At 64.8% G+C, this 17113-nt stretch carries 21 protein-coding genes; 11 read left to right on the top strand and 10 right to left on the bottom strand.

The features are described from left to right. Positions 1-22 precede the first annotated feature (22 nt). Genes IEX78_RS23905 through IEX78_RS23890 form a run of 4 tightly spaced genes read right to left on the bottom strand, consistent with a single transcriptional unit; the run spans position 23 to position 4594 of the window. Complete coding sequence (locus tag IEX78_RS23905; RefSeq protein ID WP_188831331.1) at positions 23-2071, bottom strand: ATP-dependent DNA helicase; 2049 nt, start codon at positions 2069-2071, stop codon at positions 23-25. A 45-nt stretch (positions 2072-2116) separates the two neighbouring features. After that, the gene (locus IEX78_RS23900) at positions 2117-2656 is read right to left on the bottom strand and encodes a DMP19 family protein (protein ID WP_188831330.1); all 540 of its coding nucleotides are present in this window, start codon (positions 2654-2656) and stop codon (positions 2117-2119) included. Positions 2657-2665: 9 nt separating this feature from the next. Next, positions 2666-3232 (bottom strand): isochorismatase family protein, encoded by a 567-nt coding sequence (locus IEX78_RS23895; RefSeq protein WP_188831329.1) that lies wholly within the window; start codon positions 3230-3232, stop codon positions 2666-2668. 48 nt (positions 3233-3280) lie between these two features. Continuing rightward, complete coding sequence (locus IEX78_RS23890) at positions 3281-4594, bottom strand: nicotinate phosphoribosyltransferase (RefSeq protein ID WP_229684320.1); 1314 nt, start codon at positions 4592-4594, stop codon at positions 3281-3283. A 61-nt stretch (positions 4595-4655) separates the two neighbouring features. On the opposite strand from IEX78_RS23890, the gene clpS reads away from it, so the two are divergent. The 10 genes from clpS to rdgB all read left to right on the top strand — a co-directional run bounded on the left by clpS (position 4656) and on the right by rdgB (position 11286). Then, positions 4656-4952 carry an ATP-dependent Clp protease adapter ClpS gene (gene clpS, locus IEX78_RS23885; RefSeq protein ID WP_188831327.1) on the top strand — a complete coding sequence of 99 codons (297 nt, stop codon included), beginning with the start codon at positions 4656-4658 and terminating at the stop codon, positions 4950-4952. A 22-nt stretch (positions 4953-4974) separates the two neighbouring features. Then, on the top strand, positions 4975-5550 hold the full coding sequence (gene aosR / locus IEX78_RS23880; RefSeq protein ID WP_188831326.1) for an oxidative stress transcriptional regulator AosR: 576 nt from the start codon (positions 4975-4977) through the stop codon (positions 5548-5550). A 10-nt stretch (positions 5551-5560) separates the two neighbouring features. Further along, the gene (locus IEX78_RS23875; RefSeq protein WP_188831325.1) at positions 5561-6628 is read left to right on the top strand and encodes a P1 family peptidase; all 1068 of its coding nucleotides are present in this window, start codon (positions 5561-5563) and stop codon (positions 6626-6628) included. Positions 6629-6676: 48 nt separating this feature from the next. After that, positions 6677-7096, top strand: a complete 420-nt coding sequence (locus tag IEX78_RS23870; RefSeq protein WP_188831324.1) for a M67 family metallopeptidase — start codon at positions 6677-6679, stop codon at positions 7094-7096. Positions 7097-7098: 2 nt separating this feature from the next. Then, entirely contained in the window at positions 7099-7377 is a 279-nt protein-coding gene (locus IEX78_RS23865; RefSeq protein ID WP_188831323.1) for a MoaD/ThiS family protein, read from the top strand. A gap of 4 nt (positions 7378-7381) precedes the next feature. After that, positions 7382-8344 (top strand): PLP-dependent cysteine synthase family protein, encoded by a 963-nt coding sequence (locus tag IEX78_RS23860; RefSeq protein WP_188831322.1) that lies wholly within the window; start codon positions 7382-7384, stop codon positions 8342-8344. 40 nt (positions 8345-8384) lie between these two features. Next, positions 8385-9041 carry a rhomboid family intramembrane serine protease gene (locus tag IEX78_RS23855; RefSeq protein ID WP_229684319.1) on the top strand — a complete coding sequence of 219 codons (657 nt, stop codon included), beginning with the start codon at positions 8385-8387 and terminating at the stop codon, positions 9039-9041. A gap of 69 nt (positions 9042-9110) precedes the next feature. Next, complete coding sequence (locus tag IEX78_RS23850; RefSeq protein ID WP_188831347.1) at positions 9111-9875, top strand: cyclic nucleotide-degrading phosphodiesterase; 765 nt, start codon at positions 9111-9113, stop codon at positions 9873-9875. A 44-nt stretch (positions 9876-9919) separates the two neighbouring features. Next, positions 9920-10684, top strand: a complete 765-nt coding sequence (rph, locus tag IEX78_RS23845) for a ribonuclease PH (protein ID WP_188831320.1) — start codon at positions 9920-9922, stop codon at positions 10682-10684. After that, positions 10684-11286, top strand: a complete 603-nt coding sequence (rdgB, locus tag IEX78_RS23840; RefSeq protein ID WP_188831319.1) for an RdgB/HAM1 family non-canonical purine NTP pyrophosphatase — start codon at positions 10684-10686, stop codon at positions 11284-11286. The genes rph and rdgB overlap by 1 nt, the downstream gene beginning before the upstream one ends. A 74-nt stretch (positions 11287-11360) precedes the next feature. Here the strand turns inward: rdgB and IEX78_RS23835 are convergent, their stop codons facing one another. The 3 genes from IEX78_RS23835 to IEX78_RS23825 all read right to left on the bottom strand — a co-directional run bounded on the left by IEX78_RS23835 (position 11361) and on the right by IEX78_RS23825 (position 13112). After that, positions 11361-11747 (bottom strand): DUF3817 domain-containing protein, encoded by a 387-nt coding sequence (locus IEX78_RS23835; protein ID WP_188831318.1) that lies wholly within the window; start codon positions 11745-11747, stop codon positions 11361-11363. Beyond that, positions 11744-12169, bottom strand: a complete 426-nt coding sequence (locus IEX78_RS23830; protein ID WP_188831317.1) for a transcriptional regulator — start codon at positions 12167-12169, stop codon at positions 11744-11746. Before IEX78_RS23830 ends, IEX78_RS23835 begins: the two co-directional genes overlap by 4 nt. Before the next feature lie 64 nt (positions 12170-12233). Next, positions 12234-13112, bottom strand: a complete 879-nt coding sequence (locus tag IEX78_RS23825) for an oxidoreductase (RefSeq protein ID WP_188831316.1) — start codon at positions 13110-13112, stop codon at positions 12234-12236. 111 nt (positions 13113-13223) lie between these two features. Here IEX78_RS23825 and IEX78_RS23820 point away from each other — a divergent pair, with 111 nt between their 5' ends. After that, positions 13224-15251 carry an MDR family MFS transporter gene (locus IEX78_RS23820; protein WP_229684317.1) on the top strand — a complete coding sequence of 676 codons (2028 nt, stop codon included), beginning with the start codon at positions 13224-13226 and terminating at the stop codon, positions 15249-15251. A gap of 4 nt (positions 15252-15255) precedes the next feature. Here the strand turns inward: IEX78_RS23820 and IEX78_RS23815 are convergent, their stop codons facing one another. From IEX78_RS23815 to IEX78_RS23805, 3 genes are all read right to left on the bottom strand, one after another. Further along, positions 15256-15480 (bottom strand): hypothetical protein, encoded by a 225-nt coding sequence (locus IEX78_RS23815; RefSeq protein WP_188831315.1) that lies wholly within the window; start codon positions 15478-15480, stop codon positions 15256-15258. 35 nt (positions 15481-15515) lie between these two features. Then, positions 15516-16274, bottom strand: a complete 759-nt coding sequence (locus tag IEX78_RS23810; RefSeq protein WP_188831314.1) for an HNH endonuclease family protein — start codon at positions 16272-16274, stop codon at positions 15516-15518. Positions 16275-16345: 71 nt separating this feature from the next. Next, a complete protein-coding gene (locus IEX78_RS23805) occupies positions 16346-16993 on the bottom strand; it encodes a phosphate signaling complex PhoU family protein (RefSeq protein ID WP_188831313.1) in 648 nt (215 codons plus the stop codon). Positions 16994-17113: the final 120 nt, after the last annotated feature.

Here is a 17113-nt window from a genome sequence, read left to right as displayed (position 1 = left end):
AAACGATCACGTGGATCCGATTTCACCGTGTGGTTACCTCAGTTGTCAATCGGCGCAATGCTTTTCGCACGAGCTCGGGATCGTCGGTCTCCCAATACGGCGGCAGCGACGCGCGCAGGTAGCCGCCGTAGCGGGCTTTGGCAAGGCGCGGATCGAGGATCGCGATCACGCCGCGATCGTCGACACTACGCAGTAGGCGGCCGGTGCCCTGCGCGAGCAAAAGAGCAGCGTGACTTGCGGCGATGGTCATAAAGCCGTTGCCGCCGCGCGACTCGACCGCGCGCTGCCGAGCGGTAAGCAGCGGGTCGTCGGGGCGCGGGAACGGAATGCGGTCGAGGATCACCAAACTCAGCGATGGGCCGGGCACATCGACGCCCTGCCAAAGGGTGAGGGTGCCGAACAGCGACGTTGCCGGATCGTCGGCGAACTTGCGGACAAGCGCGCCCATCGAGTCGTCGCCCTGGCAGAGGACCGGGGTGTCGAGACGTTCGCGCAGCGCTTCGGTTGCCGCTTTCGCCGCGCGCATGGACGAGAAAAGCCCAAGCGTGCGACCGCCTGCGGCGTTGATGAGCCGTTCGATTTCATCGAGGTAGGCGGGCGCGAGGCCGTCGCGGCCCGGGGTTGGCAGGTGCGACGCGACGTAAAGGATGCCGGATTTGGCGTGGTCGAAGGGGGAGCCGACGTCGAGGGAACTCCACCGCATCGTTTCGGTGTCGGCTGGGGCTTTCGCACCGTTGGCCAGCGCGGCGTCGACCTTGCTTGACGTTTGTGGCGGAAGCCCCCAGGTGATCGCGAGGCCATCGAAGGAACCGCCGATTTGCAGCGTGGCCGAGGTGAGGACCACTGTCGCTGTGCCGAAAAGTTGCGCGCGCAACAGCCCGCCAACCGAAAGTGGGGCCATGCGCAACGTGCGGCGCGGAACGCCACGGATTTCTTCCAGCGACAACCAAATCACGTCGCGACGCGCGGATGCGTCGGGCTCTTCGAACGTGGTGAGCGCGCGGACGGCGGCGTCGTGGATTTCATCGAGGCCAGCAACGGCGAGCGTGCGTGCCGCCGCGTTGTCGGGGTCGTCGGTGACCTTGACGCTGCCCGACGGCGCGATCTCGGTGCGCGCGTTCCACGCGGCGTCGCGGACCAGCGCCAACACCCCGGCGACGCCTTCAGGCAGCTGATCCCAACGGGCAGCGGGCAGCTCTTCGAGGATCTCGTGGAACGCTTCGGCCGCGCCTTCAAGCCGGTCGAGTTCGCGTTCGTCGATGAGTTTCGTGCAGCGACGCGCTGCCCCGGAAATGGCGGCCGATGTGAGTTCGGCGGTGGCGACGCCGGTGACGCGGTCGACCAGCTCGTGCGCTTCATCGATGACGACAACATCGTGTTCGGGCAGGATTTGGATGCCGCTGATGGCGTCGATCGCGAGCAACGCGTGGTTGGTGACGACAACGTCGGCCTGGGCGGCTTCGGCACGTGCCCGCTCGGCGAAGCAGTCTTGCCCGAACGCGCAGCGCGACTTGCCGAGGCACTCACGCGACGACACGCTCACCTGCCGCCACGCGCGGTCGCTGACACCGGGGGCGAGTTCGTCGCGGTCGCCGGTCTCGGTGTCAGACGCCCACTCGTTGAGCCGCTGCACTTCCTTGCCGAGGCGCGAGATCGCGAACGCGTCGAAAAGCTGGTCTTCGGCGGGGTCTTCGGGAACGCTGTTGATCTTGTTCAGGCACAAATAGTTGTTGCGGCCCTTGAGAATTGCGAATTGCGCGACGCGCCCAAGCGCGGGGGTGAGCGCTTCGGCGAGGCGCGGCAGGTCGCGGTCGACAAGCTGACGTTGCAACGCGATGGTGGCGGTACTCACCACAACCGTGCGACCAGTGCGGACCGCGTGCCGCAAACTCGGCACCAGATACGCGAGCGACTTGCCGGTGCCCGTTCCCGCTTGGACGGCTAGATGCTCTTTGGTGTCGATCGCGTTGTCGACCGCATTGGCCATCGTGGTTTGACCCGCACGTTCAGTGCCGCCAAGCGCTTTGACGGCGGTGGCGAGCAGGCTGGAGACGGAGGGGAGTTCGGGCACGTGAGCCACCTTATCGGCAGGCTCTGACAAGTTCTGACAAGTTTCTCAGTCGGTCTCGACGAAGTCATCGAGGTTGGCGCGCACGTAGTCGAGCACGCGCTCCTCGAAGTCGGCGGGCTCGTTGATGTCGTATATCTCGTCGGGATCGTCGACGCGCGCGCCCTTCGGCCGCTTGATCTGGTCGGGGTTGGCTAAGACCTGTTCCTCGTGTTCCCAGAATCGATCGAGGATGTCGTCGGCGCGGCTCGGTGACGCGTCACGCGCGGCGATGATCGCGGCGGCGGCCAACTCGGGCATGCCAGCCGCACGCAGCGCGCGCACCGCCCACGGCAGTTCATCGCGACGAGTGCGCAGGTAGGTGGTGAAACCGGAGTCGAGCACGGTCGAATGCAAACTGGAAAGCGCGAGCAAATGCGCGAACGCGGGCGGTAGCTGACCGAACACGCGCACGCCGATGTCATGCAGTTCGTAAGCGGCCGGATTGGACCAAAACACGATGTCGGCGGCATCGTGGATATCGGAAGTCTTCGCCAGGCCGCTGGCGACCCGATCACGAACGTGCGCCGGGAACCGGTAATCCTGCATGGGGTTAGCCTACGACGGAACCTCGCCGGTCAGTGCCACGCCCGCTTCGCGTAATTGACGCAGCGCATCCGTTGTCGTCGCCGGCGACACGCCCGCGGTGAGGTCGAGCAACACCGTCGTGTCGAAGCCCGCGGCGGCCGCGTCTACTGCCGTCGCGCGCACGCAGTGGTCGGTCGCGATGCCGACAATGTCGACGGCGTCGATGTCGCGTGCGCGCAACCACTCGGCGAGCCCAGTTCCGTCGTCGGCCGCGCCCTCGAAACCCGAGTACGCCGCGCTGTAATGGCCCTTCGAAAACACTTCGGCGACCGCGCTCGTGTCGAAGTTCGGGTGGAAATCCGCGCCCGGCGTCCCAACCCGACAGTGCGGCGGCCACGTGTCGACGTAATCCGGCTGCGCCGAGAAGTGCGCGCCCGGGTCGATATGGAAATCGCGCGTCGCGACAATGGCCGCGTAGTCCGAACCGGCGACGTGCGCGCTAATCGCGGACGCGACCGCAGCGCCCCCGGCCACCGCGAGCGCACCCCCTTCGCAGAAATCGTTTTGCACATCGACGATCACCAAACCGCGTGCCATCGGCCTACCTCTCCACTAACAAACTTCGGCGGTCCCCATTGTGGCCGCTCAGCCCACGTATGTCGTGGGGATAGCTGGTTCGCCAGCCGACAGCTTGAGCCCTTCCCACGGCAGGCTGACCAACCCGCGCGCGACCAGGTCGCGGCTTTGGGTCAGGTCGGCCAATCCGTCGACCGGAACGCCCTTGCGGACCATCGGCACCTGCAACGGTCGCGCGGTGAACTCCTCGCTGACGGGCGCTTCGCCGTTCGCCGGGTAGATCACTTCCTCGACAACGGTGCCGGTTGGCCGAGCGAGTCGAAGGGCGCTCTTCGCGCCGCCACGCGATTCCTTATGACTACTGCGCTTGGCGACCGGGATACCGTCGACCTCGACAAGCTTGTACACCATGCCCGCGGTCGGCGCGCCCGACCCGACGACAACCGACGTACCGACGCCGTACACGTCGACCGGCTCGGCACGCAGCGCCGCGATCGCGTACTCATCGAGGTCGCCGGAAACGACGATGCGCGTTTTGGTCGCGCCAAGGCCGTCGAGCTGGTCGCGGACCTGTCGGGCGAGCACACCGAGGTCGCCGGAGTCGATCCGCACGCCGCCAAGCTCAGGACCAGCCACTTCGACCGCCGTCGCGACACCGCGCGTGATGTCGAAGGTGTCGACAAGCAACGTTGTCCCAACGCCCTGCACAGCGACCTGACTGCGGAACGCTTCAGCCTCATGCTCACCGTCGGCGCCGCTGTGCAGCAACGTGAACGCGTGCGCGCTCGTACCCGCGCCGGGCACGCCGAATTCGCGAACCGCCTGCAAGTTCGACGTTGCGTCAAAGCCCGCGAGATACGCCGCGCGCGAGCTGGCCGGTGCCGCCCATTCGTGCGTGCGGCGGGAACCCATCTCGATCATCCGCCGTCCAGACGCCGCGCTGACCATCCGCGCCGCCGCCGACGCGATCGCGCTGTCGTGGTTGTAAATCGACAAGATCAACGTCTCAAGCAGCACACTTTCAGCAAAGCTGCCGCGCACGGTGAGAATCGGCGAACCGGGGAAGTACAGCTCGCCCTCGGGATAGCCGTCGATGTCGCCGGTGAAACGGTAATTCGACAGCCACTCGACCGTGGCGGGGTCGAGAAAACGTGAAACGACGTCAAGCTCGGGTTCGGTGAAGCGGAAGTCGGCGAGCGCGTCGAGCAACCGGCCCGTGCCCGCGACAACGCCGTAGCGCCGCCCGGTCGGCAGTCGTCGCGCGAACACTTCAAAAACGCATTCGCGCTGGGCAGAGCCGTCGGCAAGCGCCGCAGCCAGCATGGTGAGTTCGTACTGGTCGGTCAGCAAAGCGGTGCTGGCATGTTCGTCACGGTTGCGCACACGCGCAACTCTAGTCACCGCGAGTGTTGTTTCCACGGGCTCGCGTCGTACCCTGGAAATCATGATGTCGGCACCACAAGCGACGCCGGAGGCCACCGAATACGCCGAGATCCTCGAGGCCGAAGATCGGCCTTGGGTCACCGTTGTCTGGGACGACCCGGTCAACCTCATGCACTACGTCACCTACATCTTCCAAAAGCTCTTCGGCTACAGCAAAGCCAAGGCGACCGAGTTGATGCTGCAGGTGCACAACGAGGGCAAGGCCGTCGTCTCGTCGGGTTCGCGCGACAAGATGGAACAAGACGTGCGTCGCCTGCATGCGGCTGGCCTGTGGGCCACCATGCAACGCGACGACTAGCGCCCCGACTACCCTTGCGCTTGTGCGTAAGTGGAGCAGGAAATCCTCACTCAGTGGGAGCGGCCCGAAGCTTCGTTCGGAAATGGACGAGCACGAGGCCACGGTTCTGCGTTCGCTAATCGGGGCGGTTTCCGGGCTACTCAACGACCGGGCTGCCGAAGCTCCCGAAGACGAACTCACGCAGCTCACGGGCTTGCGGCCGGGCAATCCGGTCGCCCCTGACGACCCGCAACTGCTGCGGTTACTTCCCGATTTTCATCGCGCCGAACCCGGCTCACCCGATGCCAAACGCGCCGACCTCAACGCCGCGCTACGCAGTTTGCACGAACCGGAAATCATCGAATCGAAGCTGGCCGCCGGTCGCGTTGTGTTGGAAACCTGCCCGGAGTCGGGCGGCAAAATCGTGCTCAATAGCGACCAGGCCGACGCGTGGCTCGCCGCGCTCACCGACGTGCGATTGGCGCTCGGCACGCTACTCGACATCGACGACGAAACGCCCGATCACCTCGACCCCGACGACCCGCGCGCCCCGCATCTCGACGTCTACCACTGGCTCACCTGGATGCAGGACTCGCTGCTACAAGCGCTCAACCCGTAGGAGTCACGCGATGCGCGCGGTGCAAGGACAGCGGAATTCGATCACTGATGTCGCTGGCGTGCTCGTCGGCCAGCATCAGGCTCTTGATCCTGACGCGACACTCGGCACGGGCGCGGCGACCGGCACGACGGTGGTGCGATTTCCGAATGGCGCGACCGCGTCGGTCGACGTGCGCGGCGGTGGACCAGGCACTCGTGAAACCGATCTGCTGCACCCCGCCAACACCATTCGCCAGGTCAACGCCATCGTGCTCACCGGCGGCAGCGCCTACGGCCTCGCCGCTGCCGACGGCGTGATGCGCTGGGCGGAGAAGCACGGCGAAGGCATTCCGATGGATCCGCGCGACCTGTCGAAAGTGGTGCCGATCGTGCCCGCCGCGGTGATTTTCGATCTGCCCGTTGGGGATTGGCGTATTCGCCCCGACGCGGAGTTTGGCTACGCGGCGGCGTCGGCGGCCGACGTTGAGTTCGAACGCGGCACCGCGGGCGCTGGAACGGGGGCACGTGCGGGTTCGCTCAAAGGTGGAATCGGCTCTGCCAGTGTGGTTTTGGACGATGGCCCCGGCGAAGGCGTCACGGTCGGTGCGGTCGTTGTCGCCAATCCTGTTGGCTCCGTTGTTGATCCACGTACTGGTTGGCCGTGGGGCGTTGGCACCGACGGGCCGGAGTTCTTCGGACTAGGGCCGGTGACACCCGACGAGTTGGCCGCGTTCAACGCGCTGCCGACCAAAGGCACTGTCCTCAACACCACACTCGGCGTCGTCGCCACCGACGCCGCACTTGACCCCGCAGGGTGTGAACGGGTCGCGACCGCGGCCCACGACGGGCTCGCCCGCGCGATCCGCCCAGTGCACTCCCCACTTGATGGCGACACGATCTTCGTCGCTGCGACGGGCACGTTCGACGTCGCGCCAGCGCAACTGCCGCCCGCGTTCCCAAGCGACCTGCCGCTGCTCGACCAGCTCTGTAGCGCCGCCGCCGTTGTTGTTGAACGCGCGATCGTCGACGCGGTGCTCAACGCCACCTCGGTCGCTGGCATCCCCGCCTACCGCGACTTGTTTCCAAGCGCGATGGAATAGCCGCGATAGGCTCGACAGTTGTCGCTTGATGTGGAAAGGGGCTCGTAAGTGCTGGTGATCAGAGCCGATCTTGTTGACGCGATGGTCGCGCACGCGCGCGCCGATCATCCGGATGAAGCATGCGGCATCATCGCTGGTCCTGAGGGCAGCGACCGCCCAGAACGCTTTATCGCGATGGACAACGCCGAGCGTTCGCCCACGTTCTACCGCTTTGACTCGGGTGAGCAGTTGCGCGTGTGGCGCGCGATGGACGACGCCGACGAGGTGCCCGTTGTCGTGTATCACTCCCATACCGCGACCGAGGCGTACCCGAGCCGCACCGACATCTCCTACGCCGCCGAGCCGGACGCGCACTACGTCCTGATTTCTACCCGCGACCCCGCCGAACACGAGCTGCGCAGCTACCGCATCATCGACGGGGTCGTCACCGAGGAACCAGTCAGCATCGTCGAGAAGTATCAGGAGTGACCATGTCGGTAACCGTGTCCATCCCAACCATCATGCGCGGCCTCACCGGCGGGGAGAAGCGCGTCCAAGGCGAAGGCGACACCGTCGCGGCGCTGATCGACAACCTCAACGCCAACCACCCCGGCCTTGCCGACCGGCTGCTTTCCGACGGCAAACTCAACCGCTTCGTCAATATTTACGTCGACGACGAAGACGTGCGCTTCCTCGGTGGACTCGCCGCCGAAGTGCCCGCCGACGCCTCGGTCACGATCTTGCCCGCGGTCGCGGGCGGGGCGCGCTGATCGCGTGGCCCGCTACGAGTCGGTTATCGACACGCTCGGCGGCACCCCGCTCGTCGGGTTGAAGTCGCTTTCGCCGCAGTGGGACGGCGACGATCACGTGCGACTGTGGGCCAAACTCGAGGACCGCAACCCGACCGGCTCCATCAAAGACCGTGCCGCGCTGAAAATGATTGAGCAGGCCGAAGCCGACGGTCGCCTGACCCCCGGCTGCACGATTCTGGAACCGACAAGCGGCAATACCGGGATTTCGTTGGCGATGGCAGCCAAGCTCAAGGGCTACAAACTCGTGTGCGTGATGCCGGAGAACACGTCGATCGAGCGACGCCAGCTGCTCACGATGTACGGCGCCGAGATCATCACCTCGCCTGCGGCGGGCGGTTCGAACCAAGCTGTCGCGATGGCGAAGGAAATCGCCGCCTCCCACCCCGATTGGGTGATGCTCTATCAATACGGCAACCCGGCCAACGCGCTAGCCCACTACGAGGGCACCGGGCCCGAATTGCTCGCTGACCTGCCTGAAATCACGCATTTCGTCGCCGGACTCGGCACGACGGGCACGCTTATGGGCACCGGCCGCTACCTGCGCGAACACGTGCCCGATATCCAGATCGTCGCAGCCGAACCGCGCTATGGCGAGCTGGTTTACGGTCTGCGCAATATTGACGAGGGCTTTATTCCTGAGCTTTACGACGAGAAGGTGCTCACCAGTCGATTCTCGGTCGGCCCGTACGACGCGGTCCGCCGCACACGCGAACTCGTCGGCGAGGAAGGCATCTTCGCTGGCATTTCGACCGGCGCGATCTTGCATGCCGCGCTTGGTGTCGCGAAAAAGGCGCAGAAAGCGGGCGAGCGAGCCGACATCGCGTTCGTTGTCGCCGACGGCGGCTGGAAGTACCTGTCGACCGGCGCTTACGACGGCACGCTCGACGAAGCGGAAGAAGCACTCGACGGGCAGCTCTGGGCCTGATTTGCCCGTACTCTCGATGAAAAGCGAGGAGGGCTTTGCGATGTTCGATACGAGTGCGCCACCGGCGAAGCGATCCGGGCTCAACTGGCTCGGCGCTGCTATCGCGATCAGCGTCTTCGTGCTTTCGCTGTATGTCATCGAAGGCGTCGACGCGATCCTGTCCGCCGACCGGCCAGCGTGGCAGGCCAACCAGCTCGACGGTGCTGGCATCGAACCGCGCACTGTCGACGGACTCGACGGCATCATCTGGGCCCCGCTGTTGCACGGCGGCTGGGACCACCTCATCGCCAACACTCTGCCGCTGCTGATCCTCGGTTTCCTCGTTTTGCTGTCGGGCGTCGCGCGCGGCATCGCGGCAACGGTCATCATCTGGATCGTCGCTGGCGTCGGCACCTGGCTCACCGGTTCGCCGGGCAGCGTGCACCTTGGTGCTTCGTCGCTGGTGTTCGGTTGGTTGACGTATCTGATTTGCCGAGGCTGGTTCGCGCGCAACGTCGGCCAGATCATTTTGGGTGTCGTGATCTTCCTGATTTACGGCTCAATGCTGTGGGGCGTACTGCCCAGCGATCCCCGAATTTCTTGGCAGGGGCATCTTTTCGGGGCGGTGGGTGGAGTGCTCGCGGGCTGGGTACTCTCTGGTGATGAACGTCGACGCCGCCGTGGAACCTCGGTCGGCCGCGCACCAACAACGCGGTAACCGGGGGTCAGGTCTGGAATTTGGGGGGATCTCGCAGTGACTACCAGTTCGTCGTGGGAGCATGGGGGCATGCGCCTAACCGTCCTCGGGTGCTCGGGCAGTGTGTCCGGCCCGGACTCGCCCGCGTCCGGTTACCTGTTGACCGGGCCGGATATGCGGCCGACGGTCATCGATTTCGGACCAGGCATTCTTGGCGCGTTGCAAAAGCACCTCAACCCCGGCGACGTCGACATTTTCCTCACGCATCTGCACGCCGATCACTGCCTTGACCTGCCCGGTTTGCTGGTTTGGCGGCGCTACCATCCCAACCCGCCCACCGGGCGCGCGCTGGTTCGCGGCCCGTCGGATGCGGCGTTGCGCATCGGCAACGCGTCGGCCGAAATCGGCGGCGAAACCGACGACTGGTCCGACGTCATCGACTCCCAGGCGTGGGAAGACGGCGTTGCCGCCGAGTTCGGCCCAGGCCACACCGTTGTCGCGCGGCGGATGTTCCACCCGCCCGAGTCATACGGGTTGCGCATTACAAGCAACGACGGTCGCGTTTTCGTCTACACCGGTGACACCGCGATGTGCGACGCGGTCGTCGAGCTCGCCCAAGGCGCCGACGTGCTCATGGCCGAAGCGTCGTGGACCCACGACCCGGCCAACCGGCCGCCCGGGATTCACCTTTCGGGCACCGAAGCTGGCGAGGTCGCAACACGCGCGGGGGCGAAGGAACTGCTGCTCACCCACATCCCGCCGTGGACGTCGCGCGAAGATGTGATCGCCGAAGCCAAGGCCGCGTTCTCCGGTCCGGTCCACGCGGTCGCGCCCGGCGAAACCTTCGACCTGTAAGGCGAATCGGTAACTGTCGGTCCGTCCGGGCATAATCGGCAACCATGTCGAGACGAGCTGATGGCAGGGCGGATGACCAACTCCGCGAAGTGAAGATCACCCGAGGATTCACGTCGCATCCGGCCGGTTCGGTTTTGGTCGAATTCGGCCAGACGCGCGTGATGTGCACCGCGAGCGTCACCGAGGGGGTGCCGCCGTGGCGTCGTGATTCGGGCCTCGGGTGGCTCACCGCCGAGTACGCGATGCTGCCCGCCGCCACGCACACCCGCAGTGGGCGTGAATCGGTGAAGGGCAAGGTCGGTGGGCGCACGCAGGAGATCAGCCGACTGATCGGTCGTTCACTACGCGCTTGCATCGACCTTGCCGCGCTCGGCGAGAACACCATCGCGATCGACTGCGATGTCCTCCAAGCCGATGGCGGCACGCGCACCGCGTCGATCACCGGTGCCTACGTCGCGCTGTCGGACGCGGTCACCTACCTTGCCGCACGCGGCAAACTGGCTGACCCGCAACCGATTTCGTGCATGATCGCGGCAGTGAGCGTGGGCGTTGTCGACGGTCGCGTTCGCCTTGACCTCCCGTACGAAGAAGATTCGCGCGCCGAGGTCGACATGAATGTCGTCGCCACCGACACCGGCACGCTCGTCGAGATTCAGGGCACCGGCGAAGGCGCCACCTTCCCGCGCTCGACCCTGGACAAAATGCTCGACTCGGCGCTGCTTGGCTGCGATGAGATCTTCGCGATCCAGCGGGCCGCGCTCGCGCTGCCGTACCCGGGCCCGCTGCCTGAGCCGACGGGCAAGCGCTAATGACCAAGGTGCTTGTCGCGAGTCGAAATGCCAAGAAGCTCAACGAACTTCGTCGCATCCTCGATGAAGCTGGCGTCGCCGGAATCGAATTGGTGAGCCTGGCCGACGTGCCGCCGTACGAGGAAGCGCCCGAGACCGGTGCGACGTTCGAAGAGAACTCGATCGCGAAGGCGCGCGACGGTGCTGTCGCGACCGGATTGCCTTGTGTCGCCGACGATTCCGGCATCGAGGTCGACGCGCTGAACGGGATGCCCGGCGTGCTTTCGGCGCGGTGGGCGGGCAAGCACGGCGACGACGCGGCCAACAACGCGTTGCTGCTCGCACAGTTGGGCGACGTGCCCGCCGAGCGTCGCGGTGCGCGGTTCGTTTCCACCTGCGCCCTGGTGCTGCCCGACGGAACAACCACGGTGGTTCGCGGTGAATGGCCCGGCGTGATCGGCACCGAACCCGCTGGTGACGGCGGTTTTGGCTACGATCCGCTGTTCTACCCCGACGGTGGAACGGGCAGCGCTGGCCAACTCACGCCCGCTGAGAAGGACGCGGTTTCACATCGCGGACGCGCGCTGGCACAGTTGCTTCCGGCATTGGCCGCACTGGCCTAGCCAGTCCTAGCTACGGAAAACGCCGCCCCGGGTTCCGAATCCCAGGGCGGCGTTTTGCGTTGTGCGCGAAGCGATTACGCGATGTCGAACGCGGCCTTGACCTGCTTGGTGCGAAGGTGTTCGACGTAGAACGACAGGAATGGGATCGTGCCCGCGAGTGCGGTGAGCACCGTGACCTCGGGCTTCCACCGTGCCTTGATGGCAAGGTCGATCGTGAAGACCAGGTACAGCATGTAGAAAACGCCGTGCGCCTGGGCGATGTAGAAGAACCAGCCCGGCGCGTCGGCCGAGTCGGCGAGCACGAGGTACTTGAAAACCATCTCGCCAACGAGCACGAGCAGCCACACGCCGGTGATCCACGCGAGCACGCGGTAACGAGTAAGCGCGGTGGCGATCTTGTCCTTGGCTGCCGCGCCCGCAGGCGGCTTGGGAGCGGTTGCGGTCTGGTTGTCGCTGGTCACCCGGCGTTCCTCTCAGGTGCGCGCAAGCCAGCCGAATCGACCTGCGCTTTGATGTCTTCGGCGTGCAAACTCGCCAGGTATTGGTTGTAGGCGACGGTCTCCGGGTCGTCCTCGACAGCGACCTTGGGCCGCTCGGGGAGAAAATCCGCCGGGATTTCGCGCGGTGCTTCGCGTTTTTCCGCGACCGGTTGCGCGGGGGAGTCCGGGTCGGCTTCGCGTTCCAGCCGCACAAACCGCACATACGCGAAGATCGCGAACGCGGCGAACAGCGGCCACTGCAACGCGTAACCGAGATTCTGGCCGGTGCCGGTCGCGGATTCGAACCGCTGCCACTGCCACCACCCAAGCGCCAGACAGCCGAGCGCCGCGACGACGACTAGCGCGATGAGCGCGGGCCGGTTGTGCTGCGGGCGGGGAGTCACGCAACCGAGGGTACCTGCCTACTACGCGGGCGCGTAGCGGCAGGTAGTCGGGGTGAAGCGCCGGTCACAGCCCCTTGTAGCTGAAGCCGGTGAGTCGCTCGGATTCGATCCACAGCTTGGCGAGGAGTTCGGGGTCGCGCGAGATCTTGCTCGACGGGCACGCTTCGACCGGGCCTTGGGACTGCATCAACCGGTTCGGACCCCAGTAGGTGGTCGGGTCGGCGTCGGGTTCGGTCGCGGCGAATAGCGTGGAGTGCGCTGCCTTGGCGGGCGCGTGGCCGATGAGCCGGATGAACGGCTTGCTCACGAGGTCGAGTGGGGTTTCGGTTTTCGAGAACAGGTCGGTCGCTGAGACGCCGGGATGCACAACGTAGGACTTCTTCGCCGAGCCGGCCTCGGTCAGCCGACGCTGCAGTTCGCGCCCGAACATCAAATTCGACAGCTTCGCTTGGGCGTAGGCGAGATTGCGCTGGTAGCGACGGTTTTCGTAGTTGAGGTCGTCGACCCAGAGCTTTGGCGTCTGCTTGTGGGCGATGCTCGCCAGCGTCACAACGCGGTCGCTGATGCGGTCGAGCAGCAGGCCGGTGAGCACGAAGTGACCGAGGTGGTTCACGCCGAACTGGGTTTCGAAGCCGTCCTTGGTGCGCGAGAACGGGATGTTCATCAGGCCAGCGTTGTTGACGAGCACATCGAAGTCGCCCTGCTTGTCGGCGAAGGCGCGCACCGATGCCAGGTCGGCGAGGTCGAGCGTGGCGACGCGCACGTCACCGTCGATCTTGTCGGCGACCGGTTGCGCCTTCTCCGCGTTGCGACAGGCCATGATCACTGTCGCGCCTTTTGCGGCGAGTACCTTCGTAGTCTCGGCACCGAGGCCGCCATTGGCCCCAGTGATCACGAAGGTGCGCCCGCTTTGGTCGGCGATATCCGCCGGTTTCCATGCCATGCGCCGATCTTACTCTTGAGTAAGATGAGGCGGTGTCAGATGACAACCGATAGCCGATTGCCGCCGTGTCACTGAACCGGTCCGAGCGGGACAAAAGCCCATACTGAGGCCATGTCGGAAGCCGTTGCTGACCCCGAGGTGATGAGCAAAACGAAGGTCAATCTGATCTTCGCCACGGTCGCGCTCGGCATGTTCATGGCCGCGCTTGATCAGACGATCGTGTCGTCGGCGCTGCCGTCGATCGTTGCCGACCTGGGTAGCGCGGGGCATATGGCCTGGGTCGTCACGTCGTATCTGCTTGCCGAAGCGGTGGCGACGGTGCTCGCTGGCAAGCTCGGTGACCTGTTCGGCCGCAAACTCATGTTCCAGCTCAGCGCGATCATCTTCATCACCGGCTCAGCGCTCGCGGGGCTTGCGGGCGACATGGTGATCTTGATTCTGGCGCGCGGCATCCAAGGCATCGGCGCTGGCGGCCTGATGGTCACGTCGATGGCGCTGATCGCCGATGCCATTCCGCTGCGCGAACGCGGCAAATACCAGGGCGCGCTCGGCGGCGTTTTCGGCATCACGACCGTGATCGGCCCAACGCTCGGCGGCCTGTTCACCGACCACGCGAGCTGGCGGTGGTGCTTTTACGTGAACGTCCCCGTCGCGATCTTGATGGTGCTGCTCGCGGCCCGCACCCTCCCGCATTTGCGCACCAAAGCCAAGCCCATCATCGACTATCTCGGCATTGGCCTTGTCGCCCTTGGTGTTTCGGCCCTGATCCTTGGCCTTGAGTTCGGCGGCAATGAGTACCCGTGGCTGTCCTGGCAGATCATCGGCCTGTTCATCGCGGCCGCGCTGCTACTCACGGCGTTCGTTTTCGCGGAAAACCGCGCGAAGGAACCTATGCTGCCCATGCGACTGTTCAGCAGTCGCGTTTTCACGGTGTCGTCGATTCTGAGTTTCATCGTCGGCTTCGCGATGCTCGGCTCGATGACCTATCTGCCCGCGTATTTGCAGTACGTCGACGGCGATTCGGCAACCATCTCGGGCCTGCGCACCCTGCCGATGGTCGTCGGCCTGTTCATCACGTCAATCTTCTCCGGCCAAGTTGTTGGCCGCACCGGCCAGTACCGCTACTTCCCGATCGCGGGCATGGCCGTGATGGCTGTCGGCCTCGCGTTGATGTCGACGATGGGCCACGACACCAGCATCTGGCTCGAATCGCTCTACATGTTCATCCTCGGCGCGGGCTTAGGGCTGTCGATGCAGGTGCTCACGATCGTCGTGCAAAACACCGTGCCCTACTCCGACCTCGGTACAGCGACTTCGGGCGTGACGTTCTTCCGCACGCTCGGCAGCTCCTTCGGTACCGCCGTCTTCGGAACGCTCTACAACAACAAGAGCGAACCGGAACTCAAAGCCGCGATGGCCAAGGTGCACGGCATCCCACCGCAGGCGGTCACCGACCCGAAAACCCTGCGCAACCTGCCAGTCGACCAGGTGCGCCCGATCATCGACGCTTACGCGACGTCGATCGACTACGTCTTCCGCTGGGTTGTTCCGGTCGCGCTCGTCGGTTTCGTGATCGCCTGGTTCCTGCCGCAGGTGAAGCTGCGCGACAGCGCCCGCCACGGCGCATCCGACATGGGCGAGGGCTTTTCTATGCCAGATTCGCATGACCGGGTTGTGCAGCTGGAACGCGCGGTCGCGACGACGGTCCGCAAGGCGCGCGCGCACGGCCCGATCACGTCGCAACTGATCGCGGCGGCCCACAGCGACCTCACCCCCGACACCGCGTGGGTGCTCGCGCAGGTTTATCTGGAAAGCAAGACCGGGCAGCCGGTGACAATGCGCGGGATCGCCTACCGACACATGGTGCCGGTTGAAGTGTTGTCGCCGGTATTCCAGCGTGCGGTGGAGCGCGGCTTACTCACCGACAAAGCAGGCGACCTTGCCCTGACCAAAGAGGGCAAACAGGAAGTTGACGTGCTGCGCGTTGGCTGGCGACGCTGGCTCGGCGAACGCCTAGACGACTGGAACTCCAACAACCCGAAGGATCGCGAACTCCTTGACCAAGCGTTGACCAACATCGCGGCCAAACTGCTCGACCAGGGTGCTGACACCGACGAGCCGATGCCAGCACGGTCGTAACGAACTACGCTTCGAAAACCACGGCGTTGCCAGCGACATCGCGCGTGCCAGCGACCTTTTTGATGGCTTTCACCAAGTCGCCCAACGAGTCCCAGGTTTTCGCGTCTTCGCCTTCGATATTGCCGATGTGATACCAGGAATCGGTATCGCGATAGCGGACAAGCCCCTTGCCAGCATCGTCAAGCATCACATCGAGTGCGCCAGAAATCGTGCCTTCCTCTTCGGTCATCACGGCGGAATCAGCGGTGATCTCGATGAACTCGCTTATTTGAACTCTCCTCCACGAACGCAGTCAGCAACTGCGGTGCGCAATGCGGTGTGCTCCACGGAATCAACGGTCAACGCGTATTTTACTTTGATCTTCACGTAATGCTCGAGGTATGCGCAGCGAAATTCGCCGGGCGGCAAATAATTCGCGACGTCCTGGTCACCCTTTGACCGGTTGGCCGACGGGTCGGCGGCGACGAGGTTGATCGAGTCGTTGGCGATGCGGCGACGGGTGTCGACGTCGCGGTCGGCGGCGCCCGAACGCCACGCTTCCGCGAGCGGAACAATGTGTTCGGCATCGACTTTGGCGGGGTCGGTGATGAATTTGTACGGGCCGAGCTGGTTGGTCTTCTTGTCGATGAACCCGTAGTGGTCTTGCCACCCCGCACCCGCCGGGATCTTGAGGTCACACGTTGCCGCGTCGAGAGTCACGCCACCGGTCGCGTCGCGCAGCATCATCACTTCGCGCGTTGTGCATTTCGCGTATTTCGCCAGGTCGCCGGTGAAGCCGTGTTCGGGCTTGTTGGTGTCCCAGTGCGGGAACTTCTCCCGGTCGTAGCCGGTCATCGGGCCCTCGGGCGCGACGACGAGTTTGTCGACGAGCGCGCCGATTTCCTTGCTCGTGACCGTCGCCGCGCTCGCGGCGGGCAGACCTGGGCCACCGGGATTGGTTGTCGAAGACGACGAGCAACCGGACAGTAATGCGACGCCGAGAACAACAGGAACAATCGGCGCGCCGATCGAGAACCACTTCATGGCGACGAGCTTAGGCTGTTGAGGCGTCAAAAATGGTGCTATCCCATAGCTTGGCGCTATCGAGGGGTGAATCAGTCGGGTGCTGAACCACTTTCGGGAGCTACTCCGGTGGTCTGGAAGTGAATCAGACGAATGATGCGGGCAGCGTGATCGACGCAACGCTGAAACTGGCTGCCAAGCAAGGCGATATCAATCGCGACTTCGGCGGGGGTGTCGGCCTCGCTGAGCGTGGTGCGCAAGCGCGCGCACAGCGCTTCCATCGCATCGGGCGCACCGTCGTCGGCCTTGATGCGGCCGGTCGCCAGCGAATCGCCAACCCGCGAAACACTATGGGCCGCAAGCTCGCTCATCGGCGCAAGCACGTCGACAATCCCCGGTGCGGCGACTGCCGACGGGTGCGCGCGGTAAACGTACTGGCCTGCGGTTTCGGTGCGTCGCCCGATCCGCGACAGTTCACCAGCGATTTGGATCGACGTAACAACGTGGCGCAGGTCGCGCGCAACGGGGGCTTGCAGCGCGAGCAGGGCCATTGTGCGAGATTCGCAGGCGGCGAACATCTTTTGTAGTTGCTCGTCTAGCGCGAACACTTCATAGGTAGCGGCGAGGTCGGCATGGGTGATGGCGAAGCCGACGCGTTCGGTCGCGTCGTGGGCCAGGCGTGACATAAGAGTCAGATCGTTCGACAGAGCGAGAAGCTCAAGGGTGAACTGGGTCCGCACGCGCTGAATTCTTCCCCATCCTCGCCGTTGGAGTGCAGTACTCCGGCGATCTTCGCGACCACTTTCGGCAGCCGTGCTGGACGGCACCGGTCGTAATCGTAATGGGGATTGACGCGCCCG

Origin of the sequence: Nocardia camponoti, assembly GCF_014646135.1 — a bacterium.
Taxonomy (GTDB): Bacteria; Actinomycetota; Actinomycetes; order Mycobacteriales; family Mycobacteriaceae; genus Nocardia; species Nocardia camponoti.
The sequence above is the reverse complement of the archived record's forward strand: the minus strand, read 5'-3'. Positions and strand labels throughout refer to the sequence as shown.

Bases quoted from the DNA above. Each gene is read 5' to 3' on its own strand.
- IEX78_RS23900 (WP_188831330.1), bottom strand. From the start codon at position 2,656: ATGCAGGATTACCGGTTCCCGGCGCACGTTCGTGATCGGGTCGCCAGC.
- IEX78_RS23895 (WP_188831329.1), bottom strand. From the start codon at position 3,232: ATGGCACGCGGTTTGGTGATCGTCGATGTGCAAAACGATTTCTGCGAA.
- clpS (WP_188831327.1), top strand. From the start codon at position 4,656: ATGATGTCGGCACCACAAGCGACGCCGGAGGCCACCGAATACGCCGAG.
- IEX78_RS23875 (WP_188831325.1), top strand. From the start codon at position 5,561: ATGCGCGCGGTGCAAGGACAGCGGAATTCGATCACTGATGTCGCTGGC.
- IEX78_RS23865 (WP_188831323.1), top strand. From the start codon at position 7,099: ATGTCGGTAACCGTGTCCATCCCAACCATCATGCGCGGCCTCACCGGC.
- IEX78_RS23855 (WP_229684319.1), top strand. From the start codon at position 8,385: ATGTTCGATACGAGTGCGCCACCGGCGAAGCGATCCGGGCTCAACTGG.
- IEX78_RS23850 (WP_188831347.1), top strand. From the start codon at position 9,111: ATGCGCCTAACCGTCCTCGGGTGCTCGGGCAGTGTGTCCGGCCCGGAC.
- rph (WP_188831320.1), top strand. From the start codon at position 9,920: ATGTCGAGACGAGCTGATGGCAGGGCGGATGACCAACTCCGCGAAGTG.
- rdgB (WP_188831319.1), top strand. From the start codon at position 10,684: ATGACCAAGGTGCTTGTCGCGAGTCGAAATGCCAAGAAGCTCAACGAA.
- IEX78_RS23825 (WP_188831316.1), bottom strand. From the start codon at position 13,112: ATGGCATGGAAACCGGCGGATATCGCCGACCAAAGCGGGCGCACCTTC.
- IEX78_RS23820 (WP_229684317.1), top strand. From the start codon at position 13,224: ATGTCGGAAGCCGTTGCTGACCCCGAGGTGATGAGCAAAACGAAGGTC.
- IEX78_RS23815 (WP_188831315.1), bottom strand. From the start codon at position 15,480: ATGACCGAAGAGGAAGGCACGATTTCTGGCGCACTCGATGTGATGCTT.
- IEX78_RS23810 (WP_188831314.1), bottom strand. From the start codon at position 16,274: ATGAAGTGGTTCTCGATCGGCGCGCCGATTGTTCCTGTTGTTCTCGGC.